The organism is Planobacterium oryzisoli, assembly GCF_015354315.1.
GTDB lineage: Bacteria > Bacteroidota > Bacteroidia > Flavobacteriales > Weeksellaceae > Planobacterium_A > Planobacterium_A oryzisoli.
This window is the reverse complement of sequence record NZ_JADKYY010000005.1, coordinates 54,688-70,679: the sequence shown is the minus strand read 5'-3', so window position 1 is coordinate 70,679 and position 15,992 is coordinate 54,688. Positions and strand designations below refer to the sequence as shown.

Below are 15,992 nucleotides of genomic sequence, written 5' to 3'. Positions count from 1 at the left end.
AATAAGAATTAGTGCTCGGAAGCTTTTTCTGGAAGGGGGCTTTGGGGCTGGAGTTTTTTGTCAGTGAAGTCCTCAAGGGTTTTTTTGTACATCGCCTCATAGAGCGGAAGAATGTTGTGCAAATCAAACCTAAGGGCCTGCGCCTTGGCATTTTTCTTCATCTGGGATAGTAGTTTCTCGTCCGAAAGAAGCTTTATGGTATAGTTGCTCATGGCCTCCACATTTCCGGTTTCGGCCAGATAGCCCGTCTCTCCTTGAATGTTCACCTCGGGTATTCCTCCGGCATTGGAGCTTACCACAGGGGTAGAGGCGGCCATGGCTTCCAGGGCCGCAAGACCAAAGCTTTCCTGCTCGGAGGGAAGAAGAAACACATCGGAGAGCTCCAGAATCCGGTACAGGTCGTTTACCTTTCCTAAGAGTCGTACTTTGCCGATAAGGTGGGGATTCTCTTCCAGAAATTGGTTGATTATTTCCATATCGGGGCCTTCCCCTATGATTAAAAGTCGTGCTTTTAATTTACTCTCCACGGCCTTGAAAATCTGTAGCACATCACCCACGCGCTTGACGGGCCTTAAGTTGGAGACGTGTATTAGTATTTTCTCCTCGGGGGTGGCAAACTGGCTGCGCTCGCAGCAATCCTCGGAGCCAAACTCCCGGTTGTCGATAAAGTTGGTAATTACCTCAATATCCTTCTTAATATTGAAGAATTTCAGCGTATCGCTTTTCAGGCTCTGCGATACCGAGGTTACCTTATCGCTTTGGTTGATGGAGAATTCCACAGCGTGCTTGTAGCTGGGATGTTGTCCTACCAAAGTAATGTCGGTGCCGTGCAGGGTTGTTACTAAGGGTATGTCCTTGCCTTCCTCCTTAAGCATCTGCTTGGCCGTAAAGGCTGCATAAGCGTAGGGGATAGCGTAATGGGCATGCAAAAGGTCCAGTTTGTATAAGTTCACCACGCGGTAGATCATAGAGCTCAGCGCAATGTCGTAGGGTTGGTACTGGAAAAGTGGGTAGGTCTGTACATTGACTTTATGAAAGAAAATGTTGGGGTTGGTAATGTCCAGACGTGCCGGGAGGTTACTGGAGATAAAATGCACTTCGTAGCCTTTCTTGGCCAGTGCCATTCCCAGTTCGGTGGCTACTATGCCACTGCCCCCGTAGGTGGGATAACAGAGTATTCCTATTTTCATATCAGTGGGTGGCGCCCCCTTGGGCGCTCGGTGTGTTAGGGTTGGTGGTAGGATAAAAGTCGGTTCCGGCGCCCTCCTCCAGTCCCGGGCGCACCTGTACCGGTAGTTTTCCCGTGATGGGGTGGCTTCCGGAGAGGCTCTTTGCTGCGGCGCGCATTGCAGATGGATTGTTTTCATAGGCTACCAGGACCGTGGAAATTCCATCCAGATCCACGTCCTTTAGTCCGTAGGGAGATCCGAAGAGAAGTAGCACGATTTGGTGCTTTCTTTTAAGTTTTTCCAATAGGGCCTTACTTTCCTTGGAGATGGTGAACGGTTTGTACGCCGTGGAATTGTCTTTATGGAGCGAGACGATAATTGTGGAAGGTTCTTCAAGAGCAAGGGCCTGGGTAGAGGAAACTTTCTTAGGCGTGGTGTAGGTGCTTAGGGCAAGGGAAAACTCCGCATTCGGGGCTTCTTCCAGGGGCAGGTGGTAGTATTCTTTCGTGCAGTCTAAGGGCAAAAGGTTTTTCTCATCCTTTAATAGCGTAAGGGCCGAGAGGTAGAGTTTTTCGTTGAGTGCTCTGTGGCTACTGCTATCAAAGGCGGTAGCAATCCCCTCGGGGGAAAGGGGGGTAAAGGAGGTGAGCCCCAAATCGTACTTCGTGCGAAGAATTTTCTTTACGCTCTCCTCCAGGCGCTTTTCCGGTATCTCGCCCGAGGCGATGGCTCTTAGGATCTTTTCCTTTCCCTCTTTGACCCCGTCGGAAAAAAGCATGATGTCGTTTCCGGCCTTAAAGGCCAAATAATCCACCTCGCCCGGGGCGTATCGTTTGGCAACGGCGCCCATATTAAGGGCATCGGTTATGATAAGGCCTTTGTATCCGTATTTTTCTTTAAATAGTCCCGTGATAATGGAGTGGGATAGGGAGGCAGGAACACCAGCGGACTTTTCCAGGGCAGGTACGTAGAGGTGGGCAATCATAACGCCTCCTACCCCGTCCGAGAGCATTTGTTTGAAGGGCGCGAGTTCTACGGTTTCCAGCCTAGAGAGGGGATGGTCCACTACAGGAAGGTCGTGGTGGGAATCGGTACTGGTATCTCCGTGTCCCGGGAAATGCTTGATGGCGGCAAGTACCCCTTCGCGCTGCAGGCCCTGTGCGTAGGCTCTGGCCGAGGCCACGACGTTTTGTACCGAGGATCCAAAACTCCGGTTTCCAATGATGGGGTTGGAGGGATTGGTATTAACGTCCACCACTGGAGCGAAGTTCCAGTAGACGCCGGTTTTCTTGGCGTCACGGGCAATCTGCGAGGCCATCTCTGAAATCAGTTGCTTGTCTTGAATGGCGCCCAGGGTAATGGCCCAGGGGAGTTTCTGAGCGGAAAGGATCCGTTGGTAGAGGCCCCATTCAGCATCCATACCCACCAGGAGCGGGATTTTTAGGCTTTGGTGCATCCGGTTGAGCTCCTCGATGTGTACTGCTGCATCGTCTTGCATTAGGATAAGTCCTCCAATTTTTTCGTTCTCTACCAAGGAGCGTACCGCTTCGATGTGCTCCGGACCTTTATTGTTGTAAAGGGCCACGATGAAGAGTTGGCCCAGACGCTCGTCCATGGAGAGGGACTGGTAGGTCTGCTCCACCCACAGCTCTGCCTTTAGCTTATCGGTGGTATCCTGTCCCCGGGGCTGGTACTGAGCCTTAATGAAAATGCTCAGGATAAGAAAATAGAGTACATATGCGGTGGGAGGGAAGTTTCTCATTTAAAGCCTTTTTAAATCGTACCTTACAAAAATACACAAATTAAACTTTGAAAAGCCGCTCTCGCACCGACTTTTGGCACTGCTTTTGGATAGCTCTTGCCAACTAACTATTTTACTATTCCTATGAAAAAATTTTATTCACTTTTTCTTATAGCACTAATGGGGCTGTTTGTCGTAAGCTGTACCACAGACGACGATCGCGATTATACGGACTACGATACCTATCCGGTAATGAAAGATATCTCCGGAACGCTTTCTGCAAGTAACGGCTATACTATCAACCAATCCATCAATATTCAGTCCTCCGATGTAGTGCTCGTATACCGTAATACAGGAACGACTGCAGCACCAATCTGGCAGCTACTTCCAAAGACGTACTTTCTGGACGGGGGACGTGAACTGGACTATAATTTCCTTTTCAACCGCACGGCTATTGAAATCTATTCCGAAGCTAATTTTGATCAAGCGACTATGACTACCGCCGAGAGAGATGAGTACCTATCCAACCAGCAGTTTAGAGTAGTGCTTGTACCTGCTTCCCAGGCAAGTGCCGATATTGATTTCTCCAACTACGGAGCTGTGGAGCGTGCACTGAAGCTTAACCAAAAGATTGTAAATTAAAAGACACAATTCAATTAACCTTTATACATTAGACCGAAAGAAACCGAAGTGTTTCTTTCGGTTTTTTTATGACCATAAGGTGTAGATACGTGAGGTACCACATCGCGTGGCAAATGATACCTAAATCAATATGGGATGTACTTAGAAGTTTGTAACTCTAAGGTAAATTTCCACCGCAGCGACAATTTTCCGGAGTTACCTACAGCGCCAATACAGTGTCCGATGTAGCACTAGACATGTACATAAGCAAAAGGCTAGGGCCTGGCACTACTGCCAGACCCTAGCCTCTTTTTTAAGTATTTTAGTTTTATTCCTGATCTCTCAGCAGGTGCTTGAAATAGGATTTTTTGACTTTGAGGTATTCTTTGCTGTCCTCGGTAGGATCGATGTGGAGTGGTAGCCTTGAGAGTAGTTTTATTCCGCTCTCCTCCACATAGCGGATCTTATCGGGGTTATTGGTCAGGAGATTCACTTCGGTTACTCCCAAAAACTTTAATATTTCAATGGCTACGGTGAAGTCCCTGTCGTCTGCAGGAAGCCCTAACTGTAGGTTTGCTTCCACGGTATCGAGACCTTGTTCCTGAAGAGCATAGGCCTTGAGTTTGTTGATGATTCCAATGCCTCTTCCCTCCTGGCGAAGATAAACAATGATACCTCCGTGCTGCTGGGTGTACTGCATAGCATAGTCAAGCTGCTGCCCGCATTCGCATTTGCGGGAGTGGAACACTTCGCCGGTGATGCACTCGGAGTGAAAGCGTACATTTACGGGTTTGGTAAAATCTGTACCCTCGGCTACCAGAACCATATGCGGCATCCGATCGGTCTCTTCCTCGGAAAAGGCAATCATACGGAATACCCCGTACTCGGTAGGTACATTGGACTCGGCTTGTAGTTTAATCATCTGGGTGCTTGCGGTTATTTTTTTTGAACTAAGAAAAGAGCCGTTATTCCTGAGGTACCTCTGAGAGGCTTTGTAGCTGCGCTACATTGCTTTTTATGCGTACCAGGTAACGGTTGATCACTTCGTCGTCCTCAACGGTAAGGTAGTTTCGAAGCTTCTGTATTTTCTTGTAGGATTTTTCCAGGTTGCCAAGGGCACGTTTCTGTCCTACAATATTGAATGCTTCGGTGGCATAGACGTATTCTTTAACATGGAACTTAAGGGTGGCCACCTCTTGGTTAAGTGCCGAGTTCTTGAATTTAGGAAACGTAGCAATATGGGAAGAGAGTTGTGAGGCATAGAACACGCGGCCGGTGGTCTGATTGAAATTCTGTGGAAATTTTCTCTCTACTGCAATGGAGCTACCGGAAACAAGACTTTCCTGCACAGGGGAGAGGGTAATTTTCTCCGATGAGCAGGCCGAAAGTAGTATAGCTAAAAACAGCAGTTTTAAAAATCTCATTCCTCAAGTGTCCTTTCTGTACAGGATTGGGTTCAGGCTCTGGTCGTTGTACATCTTCATTTGTTTGTACACGCCTGCCTTCACGCTTCCGTTTTCCATATCTGCAAGCAGCTGGTCAATGGCTGTAGAAAGATCACTTTTCTGAGCAAGGAGTACCGAGAGCTTCTGTCCGCACTTTTCTCTGTGCTCGGCAGTTGCGCTCTCGCGGTGGGCCTCCTGGTCCATGTGAAATATTTTAAGGGCAAGTATCGAGAGTCTGTCTACTGCCCACGCCGGGGTTTCAGTAGAGAGTCTCGCGGTACTTTTAGGGGTCACTTCTTTAAACTTTTCAAAAAAATACGTATCGATGTATTCGACCAAATCCGTACGGAGCTGGTTACTTTTATCGATGCGTCTTTTCAAAAGAAGCGCCTCCGAAGGGTCGATGTGCTCGTCCCTGATGATATCTTCCAAATGCCACTGAACGGTATCAATCCAGTTCTTTGCATACAAAAGCCGTTCCAAACTCCCCTCAGGGAAAGGGTTCTGCTCCGGTGCATTGACATCGTCTAATTCATGGTAGTTCCTTATGGAAAGTTCGAAAACACTCCATGCGTCGTGAGAGAAGCTCATACCTTAAAAAATGCGTTACGGTTTAGGGGTTTGCTCCGCGCTGTCGGTATCCTTTTTCTTGTCTTCGTCCTTTACGGCATCCTTGAATTCCTTGATTCCGGATCCAACTCCGCGCATCAGTTCAGGAATTTTTTTCGCTCCAAAGAGTACGATGATAATAAGGGCGATGATGAGTATTTCTTTAAAACCTAGTCCCATGATAATAAACTTTTTGTGCAGCAAATTTACTATATTTTTATTTACCTGAGCCACCCTTGAGGATCCACCGGTGTGGTGCCGTTCCAGATTTGAAAATCAAGGGTATAGGATCCGTCAAAATCCTGTCCTACGGTTCCAACCACCGTTCCTGCAGTGATCTTTTGGTTGGCACTGACCGAGGTAGAAGATAAATTGGAATAGATTGTAAAATAGGTTCCGTGCCTAACTACCACGGTCTTGGTTCCTCCATCTACAAAGACTCTGGAAACTGTTCCCGGATACACGGCGCGCGCTGCAGAGCCCGGTGCCACGGCAATTTTTATCCCGCTGTTTTCCTCAACGATATGCTTGAATACGGGGTGGGGCTGGCGGCCAAAGCGGTGGGTAATGTTCCCGGATACCGGCATGGCTAGTTTTCCTCGGTTGGCTGCAAAATTACTCTCCGAGGCGCTTCCCAGACCAAAGGCAGTCATGGTCTTGTCCTCGGCTGCTTTCTTAGCCTGTGCGTTTTTTTCTTCTAGGTCGCTTTGGTTGTCACGCGCTCTGGCATAGGCATCGGCCGCAGCTTTCGCTTTGGCTGCAGCCTCGGCGGCGTCTTTCGCGGCAGCGATTCTTCGTGCTTCGGCCTTGGCGGCGTCGTCCGCTTTGCGCGAGTCTTCCTGTTTCTTTAGCTCTGCGGCGGCGGCAAGACGGGTCTTCTCGGCCTCGTCGGCTGCCTTTTTATCGGCGATCTCCTGCAAGCGGCGGGCTTCGTCTTGCGCTTTTTTTCTTTCGGCTTCTGCCGCGGCAATCTTAGCCCGGTTCTCGGCCTCGATGCGTGCTTTTTCTTTCTCTGCGGCTATGCGTGCAATGCGCGCCTTCTCTTCCCTTTCTTTACGCTCGGCTTCTTCCTTTATTTTTGCAAGTCGGATTTCCTCCTGAATGATTGATCTTAGTTTACCTTCCAGAGCCCTACTTTCGGCCTGCTTCTGGCGCAGTTCCTGGGTGAGCTGTGATTCGTTTTTCTTGAACTCGGCAAGCAGCGATTCTTTCTGCTTGCGCTCGGCGGCTATGGTGGAGAGTTCCTTTTGCTGGGAGGAGAGAACGTTTTCTTTTTCGCGTACGCTTTTTTGCCTGGAGGCGATGTTCTGCTCGATTTTACTGGCTACGCCCATGATCTCGGCGGCTTTCTTGTCTTGGTAGTCGCCGTAGGTTTTCAGGTACTGCACGCGGCGAAGGGCCTCGCCTAAGTTTCTGGAAGAGAGGATAAACGTCACTTTATTCTGTACCCCTTTATTCTTATAGGCCTTCACGAGAACGTCCGCATAGTTCTTACGAAGTACGGCCAGCTCTCTTTTCTGACGGTTGATCTCCAGTTGTTTAAGATAGATGTCGTCTTCCAGTAGGCGTTTTTCCTTTTGGGTATTGGAGTAGACTTTCTCGCGGAGCTGAATCTTTTTATTTACCTCTTCCAGGTAGGCAAGGGAGAGTTTTGCTTCGCTTTTGGTTTTTGCCAGGTTGGCATTGATCTTAGCAATTTGCTTTTTTAACTCGTTGTTCTGCGCCTGGAGCTGCGTCTTACTCTGCGCCCCTAGAGCCGTAGAACAGATGATGGCTAGTATAAAGTAAATGCTTTTTCCTTTCATCGAATTTCAACTTTTGTATAATCGCCCGGAACACTATAGGGCGTGCTTATCGGAGTGAATTCAAATTTCGTATTTTCCAGACCGATCAGTCCGTTTTTTTCTCCTTTTATGTTTATTTTAACGCTACCCGGTAGCCTCTGCCCTGAAAGCGTCTTCCAGTTGGAGTAGGTCACTTCCAGGGAGTTGTTTGAATTACTCTGCTGCAATAATACTTTATTTAAGTCAAAATTGGAAGCATATTGCAGGGAAATTTGGTAGTCTCTACCGGAAGTTTCTCCTCCCAGACTAAGAGGTCCCCGTGAAGATAGGGTATAGCCGCTCACGTTTTTTCTTAGCTCAAAGGAGTTAGGGTCCAGCGGTACAAAGCTTTTTCCAAGAAGCAAATCTTCCAGTCGCTCGTAGGAAAGAAACTCTACGCCCAGCATACGGTTCAGGTACGAGTAGTCGGATTCGATATAGGTTTTGTTCCATTTCTCATAGCCTTTAATGCCCTGAGGGGTTGCGATCCCACGCGCCACGTTAAAAAACACAGCGGCCATGTTCATCCATACTTTCTGATCCTTCTCAATGTAGATAGTAGCATCGATTGGAGGAACATAGCTTCCCGTCTCTGCGCTCACGCGGCTTGAGATCTTCACCTGGTCAAAGGTGGGCTCTTTGGCTATTTCCTTAAAGAAGGCAGCGCTCGAGACCGCCTCGGAGGAATCCACCGGGGTAGTAACTGCAGCGGATTTGCACGAAAGAACTGAAAACAGGGCTATAAGGGAGATAAGGATTGGTTTCATTGGGGTAAAATTACATTAATTATTGCCAGGTTTCTTACAAAGTAAGGGCCAAAATACATTAGGGTGTAGGGCGTAGTTAGGGAACATTTCGGTTAAGAGGGCAAAGAAAAGAAAAGTACCACTGCGCGCCGCGCAGTGGTACTGGTATAGAGTAACGCGCTTCCTATGTGTATATCCTTGGAAAGGAAGCCGTTTTTTTTAGCTGCGGATTTATTTAGCTAGAAAATCAAGAACGGAATAATCTCCAAGGGAGATTTCCCTGGACACGCCGTGGTACTGCGCGCTGGATCCAATCATGGAATTGCTTAGATTTCCGTGGCAGATGGTCGTGTTTTCCTGGATAAGGGAATTTTCAATATTGGAGTTCTTTACCTCTGTACCGTTTCCTAACGATACGTAGGGACCAATCTTGGAATTGATCACCTTCACGTTTTCTCCTATAAAGCAAGGAGGTATGATAAGGCTATTTTCAATCTGCGCCGAAGAAGGGAACTGAGAGAACTGCTCTTTTTCGTAGGAAAGGATGCGTCCGTTGGTCTCTACCGTAGCATTCTTGTTTCCGCAGTCCATCCAGTCGTCTACCTTACCTAGGGAAAACTTCGCACCCTTAGAGCGCAGATTTTCTAGGGCCGTGGTGAGTTGGTATTCTCCGCCCTCACGGATGTCCTGGTCCATAATACGGTTGATTTCGGCCATAAGGGTCTCTGCAGATCTAAAGTAGTATATTCCAATGATGGCAAGATCCGATACAAAGGTTTGGGGTTTTTCCACAAAGTCGGTAATAAAACCGTAGTCGTCCAGTTTCACTACACCAAAAGCCGAAGGATCCTCTACCTTCTTCACCCAGATTACCCCGTCGGAATTCTTATCCAGTACGAAATCTGCCCTAAAGAGCGTATCTGCAAAGGCCACCACTACATCCCCTTGCATGGAATTCTCAGCGCATTTGATGGCATGAGCGGTTCCCAGTGGTTGGTCCTGCGTGTAGATAGTTCCTTTGGCGCCCAGGTTTTCTGCAACCTGAATCAGGTGCGCCTCTACTTCGGATCCGAAGTCTCCGATGATAAAAGCAATTTCTTCTATGGGTTCGCCCGCCACTTTGGCGATGTCTTCCACAAGGCGCTGCACGATGGGTTTGCCTGCTATGGGTATGAGGGGTTTTGGAACGGTAAGGGTATGGGGCCGAAGGCGTGAGCCTCTTCCTGCCATAGGAACAATGATTTTCATTCGGTTGTGTTTATTTGTTAAAATAGTTACGCTTAGCTAATCTTGGTGGACCCAAAGCCACCTGCGCCCCGCTCGGAATCTTCCAGCTCCTGGACGATTTCCCACTGGCAGCTCTCGTGCTTGGATATTACCATCTGAGCGATACGGTCTCCGTCGTTGATGGTGAATTCCTGATTGGAAAGGTTGATAAGAATCACTCCCACTTCTCCTCGATAGTCGGAATCTACAGTCCCTGGAGAATTCAGAACGGTGATTCCGTTTTTAAGCGCCAGTCCGCTTCGTGGCCGTACCTGGGCTTCATACCCCTTGGGTAGTTCGAGATAGAGCCCCGTAGGAATTAGTTTGCGCTGCATGGGTTGCAGGGTCTGGGAGACTTCCAAATTAGCGCACAAGTCCATCCCTGCAGCGCAAGGAGTCTGGTACTTAGGTAAGGGGTGCGCGCTTTTGTTGATTACTTTTATTTTCATGTGCTCTTGCGATTAAAAAGTCCTGGGAAAACCAAAAGGATAGTTCCGCAGAATAATAGAAGGATGAGGTTCCCAATCCAAAGGTTCTGATCAAAGACTTCAAAGGACAGAAATGAGGCTCCTACTAAAAGGGCTAAAATTAAGGAAATTTTTCCTACTCGGTACGGAATAGGGTAATATTTTTGACCCAGAAGGTAGGAAAGTACCATCATTACAAAGTAGACCAGAAGGGTCGCGTAGGCAGATACCATAAAGCCGTACCGCTTAAGAAGCAGAAGGTTTAGAGCAATAGTTAGTGCCGCTCCCAGCCAGGAGAGGTAGGTGCCCACCAGAGTGCGGTCGGTGACCTTGTACCAGGTGGAAAGATTGTAGTAGATGCCAAAGCAGAGGTTTGCAAGCACGATGAAGGGAATGATATCCAGCGCAATCCAATAGCTCTCGTTGGGAATAAAAAGGAGCTTGAGCCAGGAAATGTTGGTGATTATGGCAAGGGCCGCCACAGAGCCAAATAGCGTGAAGTATTCCGTGATCTTGGCGTAGGTGTTCTTAGCGTTGGCCCTATGCATCTGCTTGAAAAAGTAAGGCTCTATACCCATGCGGTAGGCCGTAACAAAGAGAGTCATCACTACGGCGAGCTTGTAGACTCCACCGTAGGCCCCGGCCTGTTCTTTCGAGATGAAATAAATCTGTACTGCTTTATCGAAGTTTTCGTTCACCATAAAGGCAAACCCCGCTACCATCACCGGGAAGGCGTACGGTACCATCCGTGTTAAAAGGGCTCGATCCATAGAGAACCGGATCCTTAAAAAAACAGGTATCAGCATAAGTGCAGAGGCTATACTTCCCACCAGATTGGAAAAAAATGCTATAGAAACGTTCTGCTTCAGGCCAAAGTCTTTCGAGAGCTCTCGGGGAATTACAAAAAACAGGGCAAGTACAAGGAGCGTTTGAATAAGAGACTGACCCACCCGAATTGCCGAGTAGGTAACGGGCCGGTTTTTGAATCGCAGGTATGCTAGGGGTATCATCGTCAGCGCATCAAAAAATGCGATCATGGCAAACCACCGTATATATTCCGGAGTGGAGCTATATCCTAGTCCGGAGGCTATTTGCGTGCTAAAAAGTATAGTTAGGACTAGAAACACCCCAGAAATTAGGGCCGTGAACCAAAACGCAGTGCTTAGTACCTTTTTTTCGCTTCCCTTCTCGGAAGCAAAACGAAAAAAGGCCGTTTCAAACCCAAAGGTTAGTACGATATTTACAAAGGATACCAGTGCATAGAGACTGGTAAACTGCGCAAACTCTTCCCTGGGAATAAAAAGGATGTAGAGGGGGTTTAATACAAAGAGGATGATTCGTGGAAGGATCGCACCTATCCCATAAATAATCGTTTCGCTAAGTAGTTTTTTCAAAATGCCCGGACTTTGGCGCAAAGGTAGTAATTCCACCGCACAAGAAGTAGCGCGCCTAACTTAAGAGATACAGACTGCAAGGCCGGAAAAAAATTAATTAAATTTGTAGCTAGGCATCATAATGTATTTCCTTAAGAGAAGGACGCTGCAACTTAAAAAATAACCGTAACTGCTATGAAAACACTCATCCACGGAGCCCTCCTTGTAAACGAAGGTAAAAAAGAGCGCAAGGATTTGCTTATTGAAAACGACCGTATTGTAAAGATTGCAGCGGACCTTACCAAGGAGTCCTACGATGTATTAATTGATGGGGCGGGCAAAGTGCTGCTGCCAGGAGTGATAGACGATCAGGTACACTTTCGAGAACCCGGCCTTACCCATAAGGGCGATATAGAGAGTGAGAGTAGGGCAGCCGTGGCGGGCGGAATTACTACATTCATCGATCAGCCCAACACACAGCCCACGGCAACCACCCTGGAGCGTCTGGAGGAGAAATTCACCCGGGCATCTGAGGTTTCTTATGCCAACTACTCCTTTATGATGGGTGGAACCAACGATAATTTGCAGGAGCTTCTAAAGACCAGCCCAAAAAAGGTAGCTGGGATAAAATTTTTCCTGGGTTCCTCTACAGGCAATATGCTGGTGGACGATCCAAGGGTCATCGAGGAGCTCTTCACAAAAGTGAAACTTCTTATTGCGGTGCACTGCGAGGACGAATCCACCATTAGGCAAAACACAAAGGATATGGTGGAGAAGTACGGGGACGATATACCGATGGAAATGCACCCTGTGATACGCTCCGAAGAGGCCTGTTATAAATCCTCTTCCAAGGCAGTGGAACTGGCAAAGAAAACAGGCGCAAGACTCCACGTGTTTCATCTCTCCACCGAGAAAGAAACCCAATTGTTTGATAACACACTGCCGTTAAAGGAAAAGAAAATCACCGCCGAGGTCTGCGTGCACCATCTGTGGTTCAGCGACAAGGACTACGCCTCCAAGGGAAGCAAGATCAAATGGAATCCGGCCGTAAAGAAAGAATCGGACCGTGAGGGACTATGGAAGGCGCTTTTGGACGGGCGCATCGACGTGGTGGCCACCGACCATGCCCCCCATACCCTGGAAGAAAAATCCCAGAGTTATCTAAAGGCCCCCTCCGGAGGTCCCCTCGTGCAGCACTCACTGTGCATGATGCTGGAAAAGCACTTGGAGGGAAAGATTTCATTGGAGCTTTTGGTAGAGAAAATGTGCCATAATCCGGCAGTCCTCTTTGAGATTAAGGACCGGGGTTTTCTGCGCGAAGGCTACAAGGCCGATCTTGTGCTAGTGGATCTGGACTCCCCCTGGCAGGTAGAGAAAGAAAACATTCTTTATAAATGCGGGTGGTCGCCACTGGAAGGAACTTTTCTTAAAAGCAAAGTGACCCATACGTTTGTAAACGGTCAGTTAGTTTACAAGGAAGGGGAGCTCTTAGGGGAGGCTCAGGGCGAGCGTTTGGAATTCAATCGATGAAAAAGGCGGTCTTATTTTCTCTGGGCCTTTATTTGCTGCTTTTGGTTCTTACTATTGATGTATCCTTTATTATACTAGATAAAGAGGACCTGCGCCTATTTTCTAAACCCCTTTTGATGCCTCTGCTCCTAGGGTACTACTCTTAAGGACGGCCTCTTAGCAGAAATCGTGACCTTTGGATAGTCTTTGCCTTGCTTCTAAGTTTCTTAGGGGATCTATTTCTTCTTTTCCCGTGGGGGTTTGTCCTGGGTCTGAGCAGTTTTCTCTTGGCACATATCTTCTATATACTGGAATTAAAAAAAAGACAGGAGCGTCCCTATAACTTCTTTTATGCTGTAGTGCTGCTTCTTACTCTTGGGGCAGTACTTTGGAAGTTGTGGCAGGAGCTGGGGGATCTGAAGGTTCCGGTGGTGCTTTACGCCGGGGTTCTTATTTTTATGGCCCTTCAGGCAGCCGCTACGCGGTCCTGGAAACTATTTTTAGGAGGTGCATTTTTTGTGGCTTCCGATGGGATTCTTGCCTTTGAGCTTTTCGGAGCAGAAAGTACTCTTGGTGCCGTTCTTGTTATGCTGAGCTACGTGGGGGCGCAGGTGCTGCTGGTTAAGGGCCTGAAAGATACTGGGGATGTTTCTACTTAATGCCAGGAGCAAAGATGGCCGCATTTTTGAAGCGTTAGAGCGCTAAACGATAGTAAAAGAAAGTAGAATGGTACAGTACCCTAGCGGTGGATACGATAAGAAGGCCTTACGGGAGTATGTAGTGGAAATGCTGCAGGGGAAGATAAAAACCTTGAGCTATTACCTAAACTTCACCCTGGATGCTACCCGGGAGATTAAAAAGACTTCCAAGTACGACAGTATCCGCGAGGAGATGCAGGAGGAAATCTACCATTTGGACAAACAGATGGCTTCCTTAAAACTCATGCAGCAAAATATGCGGCGCGTACTTTCTGAGCCTACTGAGGTAGTAAAGGTGGGCTCTCTTGTAATCACGCAGAACTCCCGGTTTTATATCAGTATCTCCTTAGGGGAATTCTTCTTTGACTCGCTGCGCTATTATGCAATCTCACCTGAGTCCCCCATGGCGCGCCTAATGCTGGGTAAAAAGCCCGGGGAGAGTCTTGTTCTTGGGAAAATCCGTCAGGAGATTAGAGAAGTATACTAGCTTCTGTACGGGGTATGTACCGGGCATTGCGCAGGAAATACTACCTTTGCCCGATGGAAAGTTACACTACCCTAAAGGAACTACTAGCTAAAAGAAGGAGCATTTTTCCTAAAGACTACACGGGTGGGGACATTGCTCCCGAGCACCTGGTGGAAATACTGCGCAGCGGAAGCCTTACCCCGCAGCACAAGAAAACCATGCCTCATGATCTTCGGCTTTTTACCGGAGAAGAAAAAGACGCTATGGGCGTGACTCTGGCGGAGATCTATAAAGCTACCACGCCCCCGGAGCAGTTTCTGGAAAAAAAATACCTGGATATTTCCTCCAAGTGGAGCCGTTCCAGCGCCGTAGTAGTGCTTGTGGTGCGCTACTCAGGACTCGTTCCGCGTTGGGAAGAGATGGCCGCTGTTGCTATGGGGGTGCAAAACATGCATTTACTCTGCACGAGTCTAGGCCTTGGGTGCTATTGGGGAACGCCAGGACTCAAGGACCGTCTTACAGCGCATCTTTCCTTAAGCGAGAACCAGGAGTGTTTGGGCTTTTTCTTTATAGGGACCCTAAACTACTAGCGCCAGCACAGCAGCGCTAAGAAGGTGAGAAAATTTGTTGGGGCTGCGCTCTAGGTACTTAAGAAGATAGGGATGGCAATGGGTAAAAAGATTTTTTTCTCGACCCGCATGTATATTCCATATAAAATCGTAAATTTGCACACTTAAAAATATTTAACCGGGACGAGTTCCCTTAATTTTAATTGTATGTCAGTAAAAATCAGATTACAGAGACACGGAAAAAAAGGAAAACCTTTCTTTCACATCGTAGTGGCCGATGCAAGAGCCAGAAGAGATGGTAAATTCATCGAAAAATTAGGTATCTACAACCCTGTAACCAACCCTGCAACCATCGAACTAGATGTTGATGCAGCCGTTAAATGGTTAAACAATGGGGCACAGCCAACCGATACCGCAAGAGCTATTCTTTCCTACAAAGGAGCACTTCTTAAAAAGCACCTTCAAGGGGGTGTAGCTAAAGGTGCATTCGATGAGGCAGAAGCAGAGAAGAGATTCAACGCTTGGCTGGAAAGCAAAGAAAAAGCAGTAGAAGGTAAAAAAGAATCCCTTTCCACAGCAAAAGCAGATGCTAAGAAAGCAGCACTTGAGGCAGAAGCAAAAGTGAATGCAGACCGTCAGGCAGCACAAGATGCAGCCCTAGCAGAGCAGAAAGCACAGGAAGAACAAGCGAAAGCAGAAGCAGAGGCGGCTAAAGCTGCTGAGGCTGCTGAGGCCAGCGCTGAAGCGACTGAGGCTCCTGCAGAAGATACTTCTTCTGAAGAAACCAAAGAAGAAGCTTAAGAAAACCTTTTGCATAGTGATGCAAAACACCTACAAGAAGGCGCCCTATGGCGTCTTTCTTGTATTATAAGACTTTCACGCAGAATAAAAATAACTACCTTTATAAAAAACCTGCCATGCAAAAAAAAGACTGCTATTTGCTCGGAAAAGTAACGCGTACCCACGGACTACAAGGCAACCTGGTACTTAAACTCGATACCGACCAACCGGAATTCTATAAAAAACTCGAAGGGATATTCATTGAAATCAATGGCCTGCTGGTGCCTTTCTTTGTAGACAAGCAGCAGTACCTGAAATCCGACACCAAACTGATTTCTTTTAAGAACTCCACGCCCCAGCTTTTGGAGCAGGTGGTAGGAAGGGAAGTGTACCTTCCCCTGGAGAGTCTTCCGCCCCTTTCCGGAAAAAGTTTCTACTACCACGAGGTAGTAGGTTATACCCTGAAAGATACAGAAGGAAGGATCTTTGGTGTGGTACAGTCTGTGAACGATCAGACGGCCCAGCACTATTTCCTTTTGGACCTGGAAGGAAAACAGGTAATCGTTCCGATCATCAAGGACTGGATTAAGGATCTTAACCGGGAGGAAAAAATTATTACCATGGAACTACCGGAAGGACTATTGGAAGTGTTTACCACAGTGCCGGAGAAAGACGAGTAGCAAATTAATTAAGATAGGTTGTTTTAACCT

At 47.7% G+C, this 15,992-nt stretch carries 17 protein-coding genes and 1 pseudogene; 7 read left to right on the top strand and 11 right to left on the bottom strand.

The genetic code is table 11. The features are described from left to right. Window positions 1–8: 8 nt before the first annotated feature. Complete coding sequence (gene bshA / locus IC612_RS05185; RefSeq protein WP_194739118.1) at window positions 9–1,190, bottom strand: N-acetyl-alpha-D-glucosaminyl L-malate synthase BshA; 1,182 nt, start codon at window positions 1,188–1,190, stop codon at window positions 9–11. 1 nt (window position 1,191) lies between these two features. Next, complete coding sequence (locus IC612_RS05180) at window positions 1,192–2,931, bottom strand: glycoside hydrolase family 3 protein (RefSeq protein WP_194739117.1); 1,740 nt, start codon at window positions 2,929–2,931, stop codon at window positions 1,192–1,194. A 123-nt stretch (window positions 2,932–3,054) separates the two neighbouring features. On the opposite strand from IC612_RS05180, the gene IC612_RS05175 reads away from it, so the two are divergent. Further along, window positions 3,055–3,552: a hypothetical protein gene (locus IC612_RS05175; RefSeq protein ID WP_194739116.1), complete on the top strand. Its 498-nt coding sequence runs from the start codon at window positions 3,055–3,057 to the stop codon at window positions 3,550–3,552. A 307-nt stretch (window positions 3,553–3,859) separates the two neighbouring features. Here IC612_RS05175 and ribA read toward each other — a convergent pair whose 3' ends face one another. From ribA to IC612_RS05130, 9 genes are all read right to left on the bottom strand, one after another. Continuing rightward, window positions 3,860–4,453, bottom strand: coding sequence for a GTP cyclohydrolase II (gene ribA / locus IC612_RS05170; RefSeq protein ID WP_194739115.1), 594 nt, complete (start codon window positions 4,451–4,453; stop codon window positions 3,860–3,862). 43 nt (window positions 4,454–4,496) lie between these two features. Further along, window positions 4,497–4,955 carry a hypothetical protein gene (locus tag IC612_RS05165; RefSeq protein ID WP_194739114.1) on the bottom strand — a complete coding sequence of 153 codons (459 nt, stop codon included), beginning with the start codon at window positions 4,953–4,955 and terminating at the stop codon, window positions 4,497–4,499. Between the two features lie 3 nt (window positions 4,956–4,958). Next, window positions 4,959–5,567 carry a DUF4254 domain-containing protein gene (locus IC612_RS05160; RefSeq protein WP_194739113.1) on the bottom strand — a complete coding sequence of 203 codons (609 nt, stop codon included), beginning with the start codon at window positions 5,565–5,567 and terminating at the stop codon, window positions 4,959–4,961. 15 nt (window positions 5,568–5,582) lie between these two features. Next, a complete protein-coding gene (gene tatA / locus IC612_RS05155; protein ID WP_194739112.1) occupies window positions 5,583–5,765 on the bottom strand; it encodes a twin-arginine translocase TatA/TatE family subunit in 183 nt (60 codons plus the stop codon). Window positions 5,766–5,806: 41 nt separating this feature from the next. Then, complete coding sequence (locus IC612_RS05150) at window positions 5,807–7,390, bottom strand: peptidoglycan DD-metalloendopeptidase family protein (protein WP_194739111.1); 1,584 nt, start codon at window positions 7,388–7,390, stop codon at window positions 5,807–5,809. After that, window positions 7,387–8,175: a DUF4292 domain-containing protein gene (locus tag IC612_RS05145; RefSeq protein ID WP_194739110.1), complete on the bottom strand. Its 789-nt coding sequence runs from the start codon at window positions 8,173–8,175 to the stop codon at window positions 7,387–7,389. Before IC612_RS05145 ends, IC612_RS05150 begins: the two co-directional genes overlap by 4 nt. Window positions 8,176–8,385: 210 nt before the next feature. Next, entirely contained in the window at window positions 8,386–9,402 is a 1,017-nt protein-coding gene (locus tag IC612_RS05140; protein ID WP_194739109.1) for a sugar phosphate nucleotidyltransferase, read from the bottom strand. A gap of 32 nt (window positions 9,403–9,434) precedes the next feature. Beyond that, a complete protein-coding gene (gene dut, locus IC612_RS05135; protein WP_194739108.1) occupies window positions 9,435–9,869 on the bottom strand; it encodes a dUTP diphosphatase in 435 nt (144 codons plus the stop codon). After that, window positions 9,866–11,281, bottom strand: coding sequence for a lipopolysaccharide biosynthesis protein (locus IC612_RS05130; protein WP_194739107.1), 1,416 nt, complete (start codon window positions 11,279–11,281; stop codon window positions 9,866–9,868). The genes dut and IC612_RS05130 overlap by 4 nt, the downstream gene beginning before the upstream one ends. 174 nt (window positions 11,282–11,455) lie before the next feature. On the opposite strand from IC612_RS05130, the gene IC612_RS05125 reads away from it, so the two are divergent. The 6 genes and pseudogenes from IC612_RS05125 to rimM all read left to right on the top strand — a co-directional run bounded on the left by IC612_RS05125 (window position 11,456) and on the right by rimM (window position 15,962). Beyond that, entirely contained in the window at window positions 11,456–12,790 is a 1,335-nt protein-coding gene (locus tag IC612_RS05125; protein ID WP_194739106.1) for a dihydroorotase, read from the top strand. Between the two features lie 176 nt (window positions 12,791–12,966). Beyond that, window positions 12,967–13,428: pseudogene (locus IC612_RS05120) on the top strand (lysoplasmalogenase); the annotation flags it as partial. Between the two features lie 67 nt (window positions 13,429–13,495). Then, a complete protein-coding gene (locus tag IC612_RS05115; protein WP_194739104.1) occupies window positions 13,496–13,954 on the top strand; it encodes a GreA/GreB family elongation factor in 459 nt (152 codons plus the stop codon). A gap of 53 nt (window positions 13,955–14,007) precedes the next feature. Beyond that, the gene (locus tag IC612_RS05110) at window positions 14,008–14,523 is read left to right on the top strand and encodes a nitroreductase family protein (RefSeq protein ID WP_194739103.1); all 516 of its coding nucleotides are present in this window, start codon (window positions 14,008–14,010) and stop codon (window positions 14,521–14,523) included. A 186-nt stretch (window positions 14,524–14,709) separates the two neighbouring features. Beyond that, entirely contained in the window at window positions 14,710–15,303 is a 594-nt protein-coding gene (locus IC612_RS05105) for a 30S ribosomal protein S16 (RefSeq protein ID WP_194739102.1), read from the top strand. A 116-nt stretch (window positions 15,304–15,419) separates the two neighbouring features. Further along, a complete protein-coding gene (rimM, locus tag IC612_RS05100; protein ID WP_194739101.1) occupies window positions 15,420–15,962 on the top strand; it encodes a ribosome maturation factor RimM in 543 nt (180 codons plus the stop codon). Window positions 15,963–15,992 lie beyond the last annotated feature (30 nt).

Coding starts and splice junctions, on each gene's coding strand:
- IC612_RS05145 (WP_194739110.1), bottom strand. CDS start 8,175: ATGAAACCAATCCTTATCTCCCTTATAGCCCTGTTTTCAGTTCTTTCG.
- IC612_RS05175 (WP_194739116.1), top strand. CDS start 3,055: ATGAAAAAATTTTATTCACTTTTTCTTATAGCACTAATGGGGCTGTTT.
- rimM (WP_194739101.1), top strand. CDS start 15,420: ATGCAAAAAAAAGACTGCTATTTGCTCGGAAAAGTAACGCGTACCCAC.
- IC612_RS05110 (WP_194739103.1), top strand. CDS start 14,008: ATGGAAAGTTACACTACCCTAAAGGAACTACTAGCTAAAAGAAGGAGC.
- IC612_RS05165 (WP_194739114.1), bottom strand. CDS start 4,955: ATGAGATTTTTAAAACTGCTGTTTTTAGCTATACTACTTTCGGCCTGC.
- dut (WP_194739108.1), bottom strand. CDS start 9,869: ATGAAAATAAAAGTAATCAACAAAAGCGCGCACCCCTTACCTAAGTAC.
- IC612_RS05160 (WP_194739113.1), bottom strand. CDS start 5,567: ATGAGCTTCTCTCACGACGCATGGAGTGTTTTCGAACTTTCCATAAGG.
- tatA (WP_194739112.1), bottom strand. CDS start 5,765: ATGGGACTAGGTTTTAAAGAAATACTCATCATCGCCCTTATTATCATC.
- IC612_RS05125 (WP_194739106.1), top strand. CDS start 11,456: ATGAAAACACTCATCCACGGAGCCCTCCTTGTAAACGAAGGTAAAAAA.
- ribA (WP_194739115.1), bottom strand. CDS start 4,453: ATGATTAAACTACAAGCCGAGTCCAATGTACCTACCGAGTACGGGGTA.
- IC612_RS05140 (WP_194739109.1), bottom strand. CDS start 9,402: ATGAAAATCATTGTTCCTATGGCAGGAAGAGGCTCACGCCTTCGGCCC.
- bshA (WP_194739118.1), bottom strand. CDS start 1,190: ATGAAAATAGGAATACTCTGTTATCCCACCTACGGGGGCAGTGGCATA.
- IC612_RS05180 (WP_194739117.1), bottom strand. CDS start 2,931: ATGAGAAACTTCCCTCCCACCGCATATGTACTCTATTTTCTTATCCTG.
- IC612_RS05150 (WP_194739111.1), bottom strand. CDS start 7,390: ATGAAAGGAAAAAGCATTTACTTTATACTAGCCATCATCTGTTCTACG.
- IC612_RS05105 (WP_194739102.1), top strand. CDS start 14,710: ATGTCAGTAAAAATCAGATTACAGAGACACGGAAAAAAAGGAAAACCT.
- IC612_RS05115 (WP_194739104.1), top strand. CDS start 13,496: ATGGTACAGTACCCTAGCGGTGGATACGATAAGAAGGCCTTACGGGAG.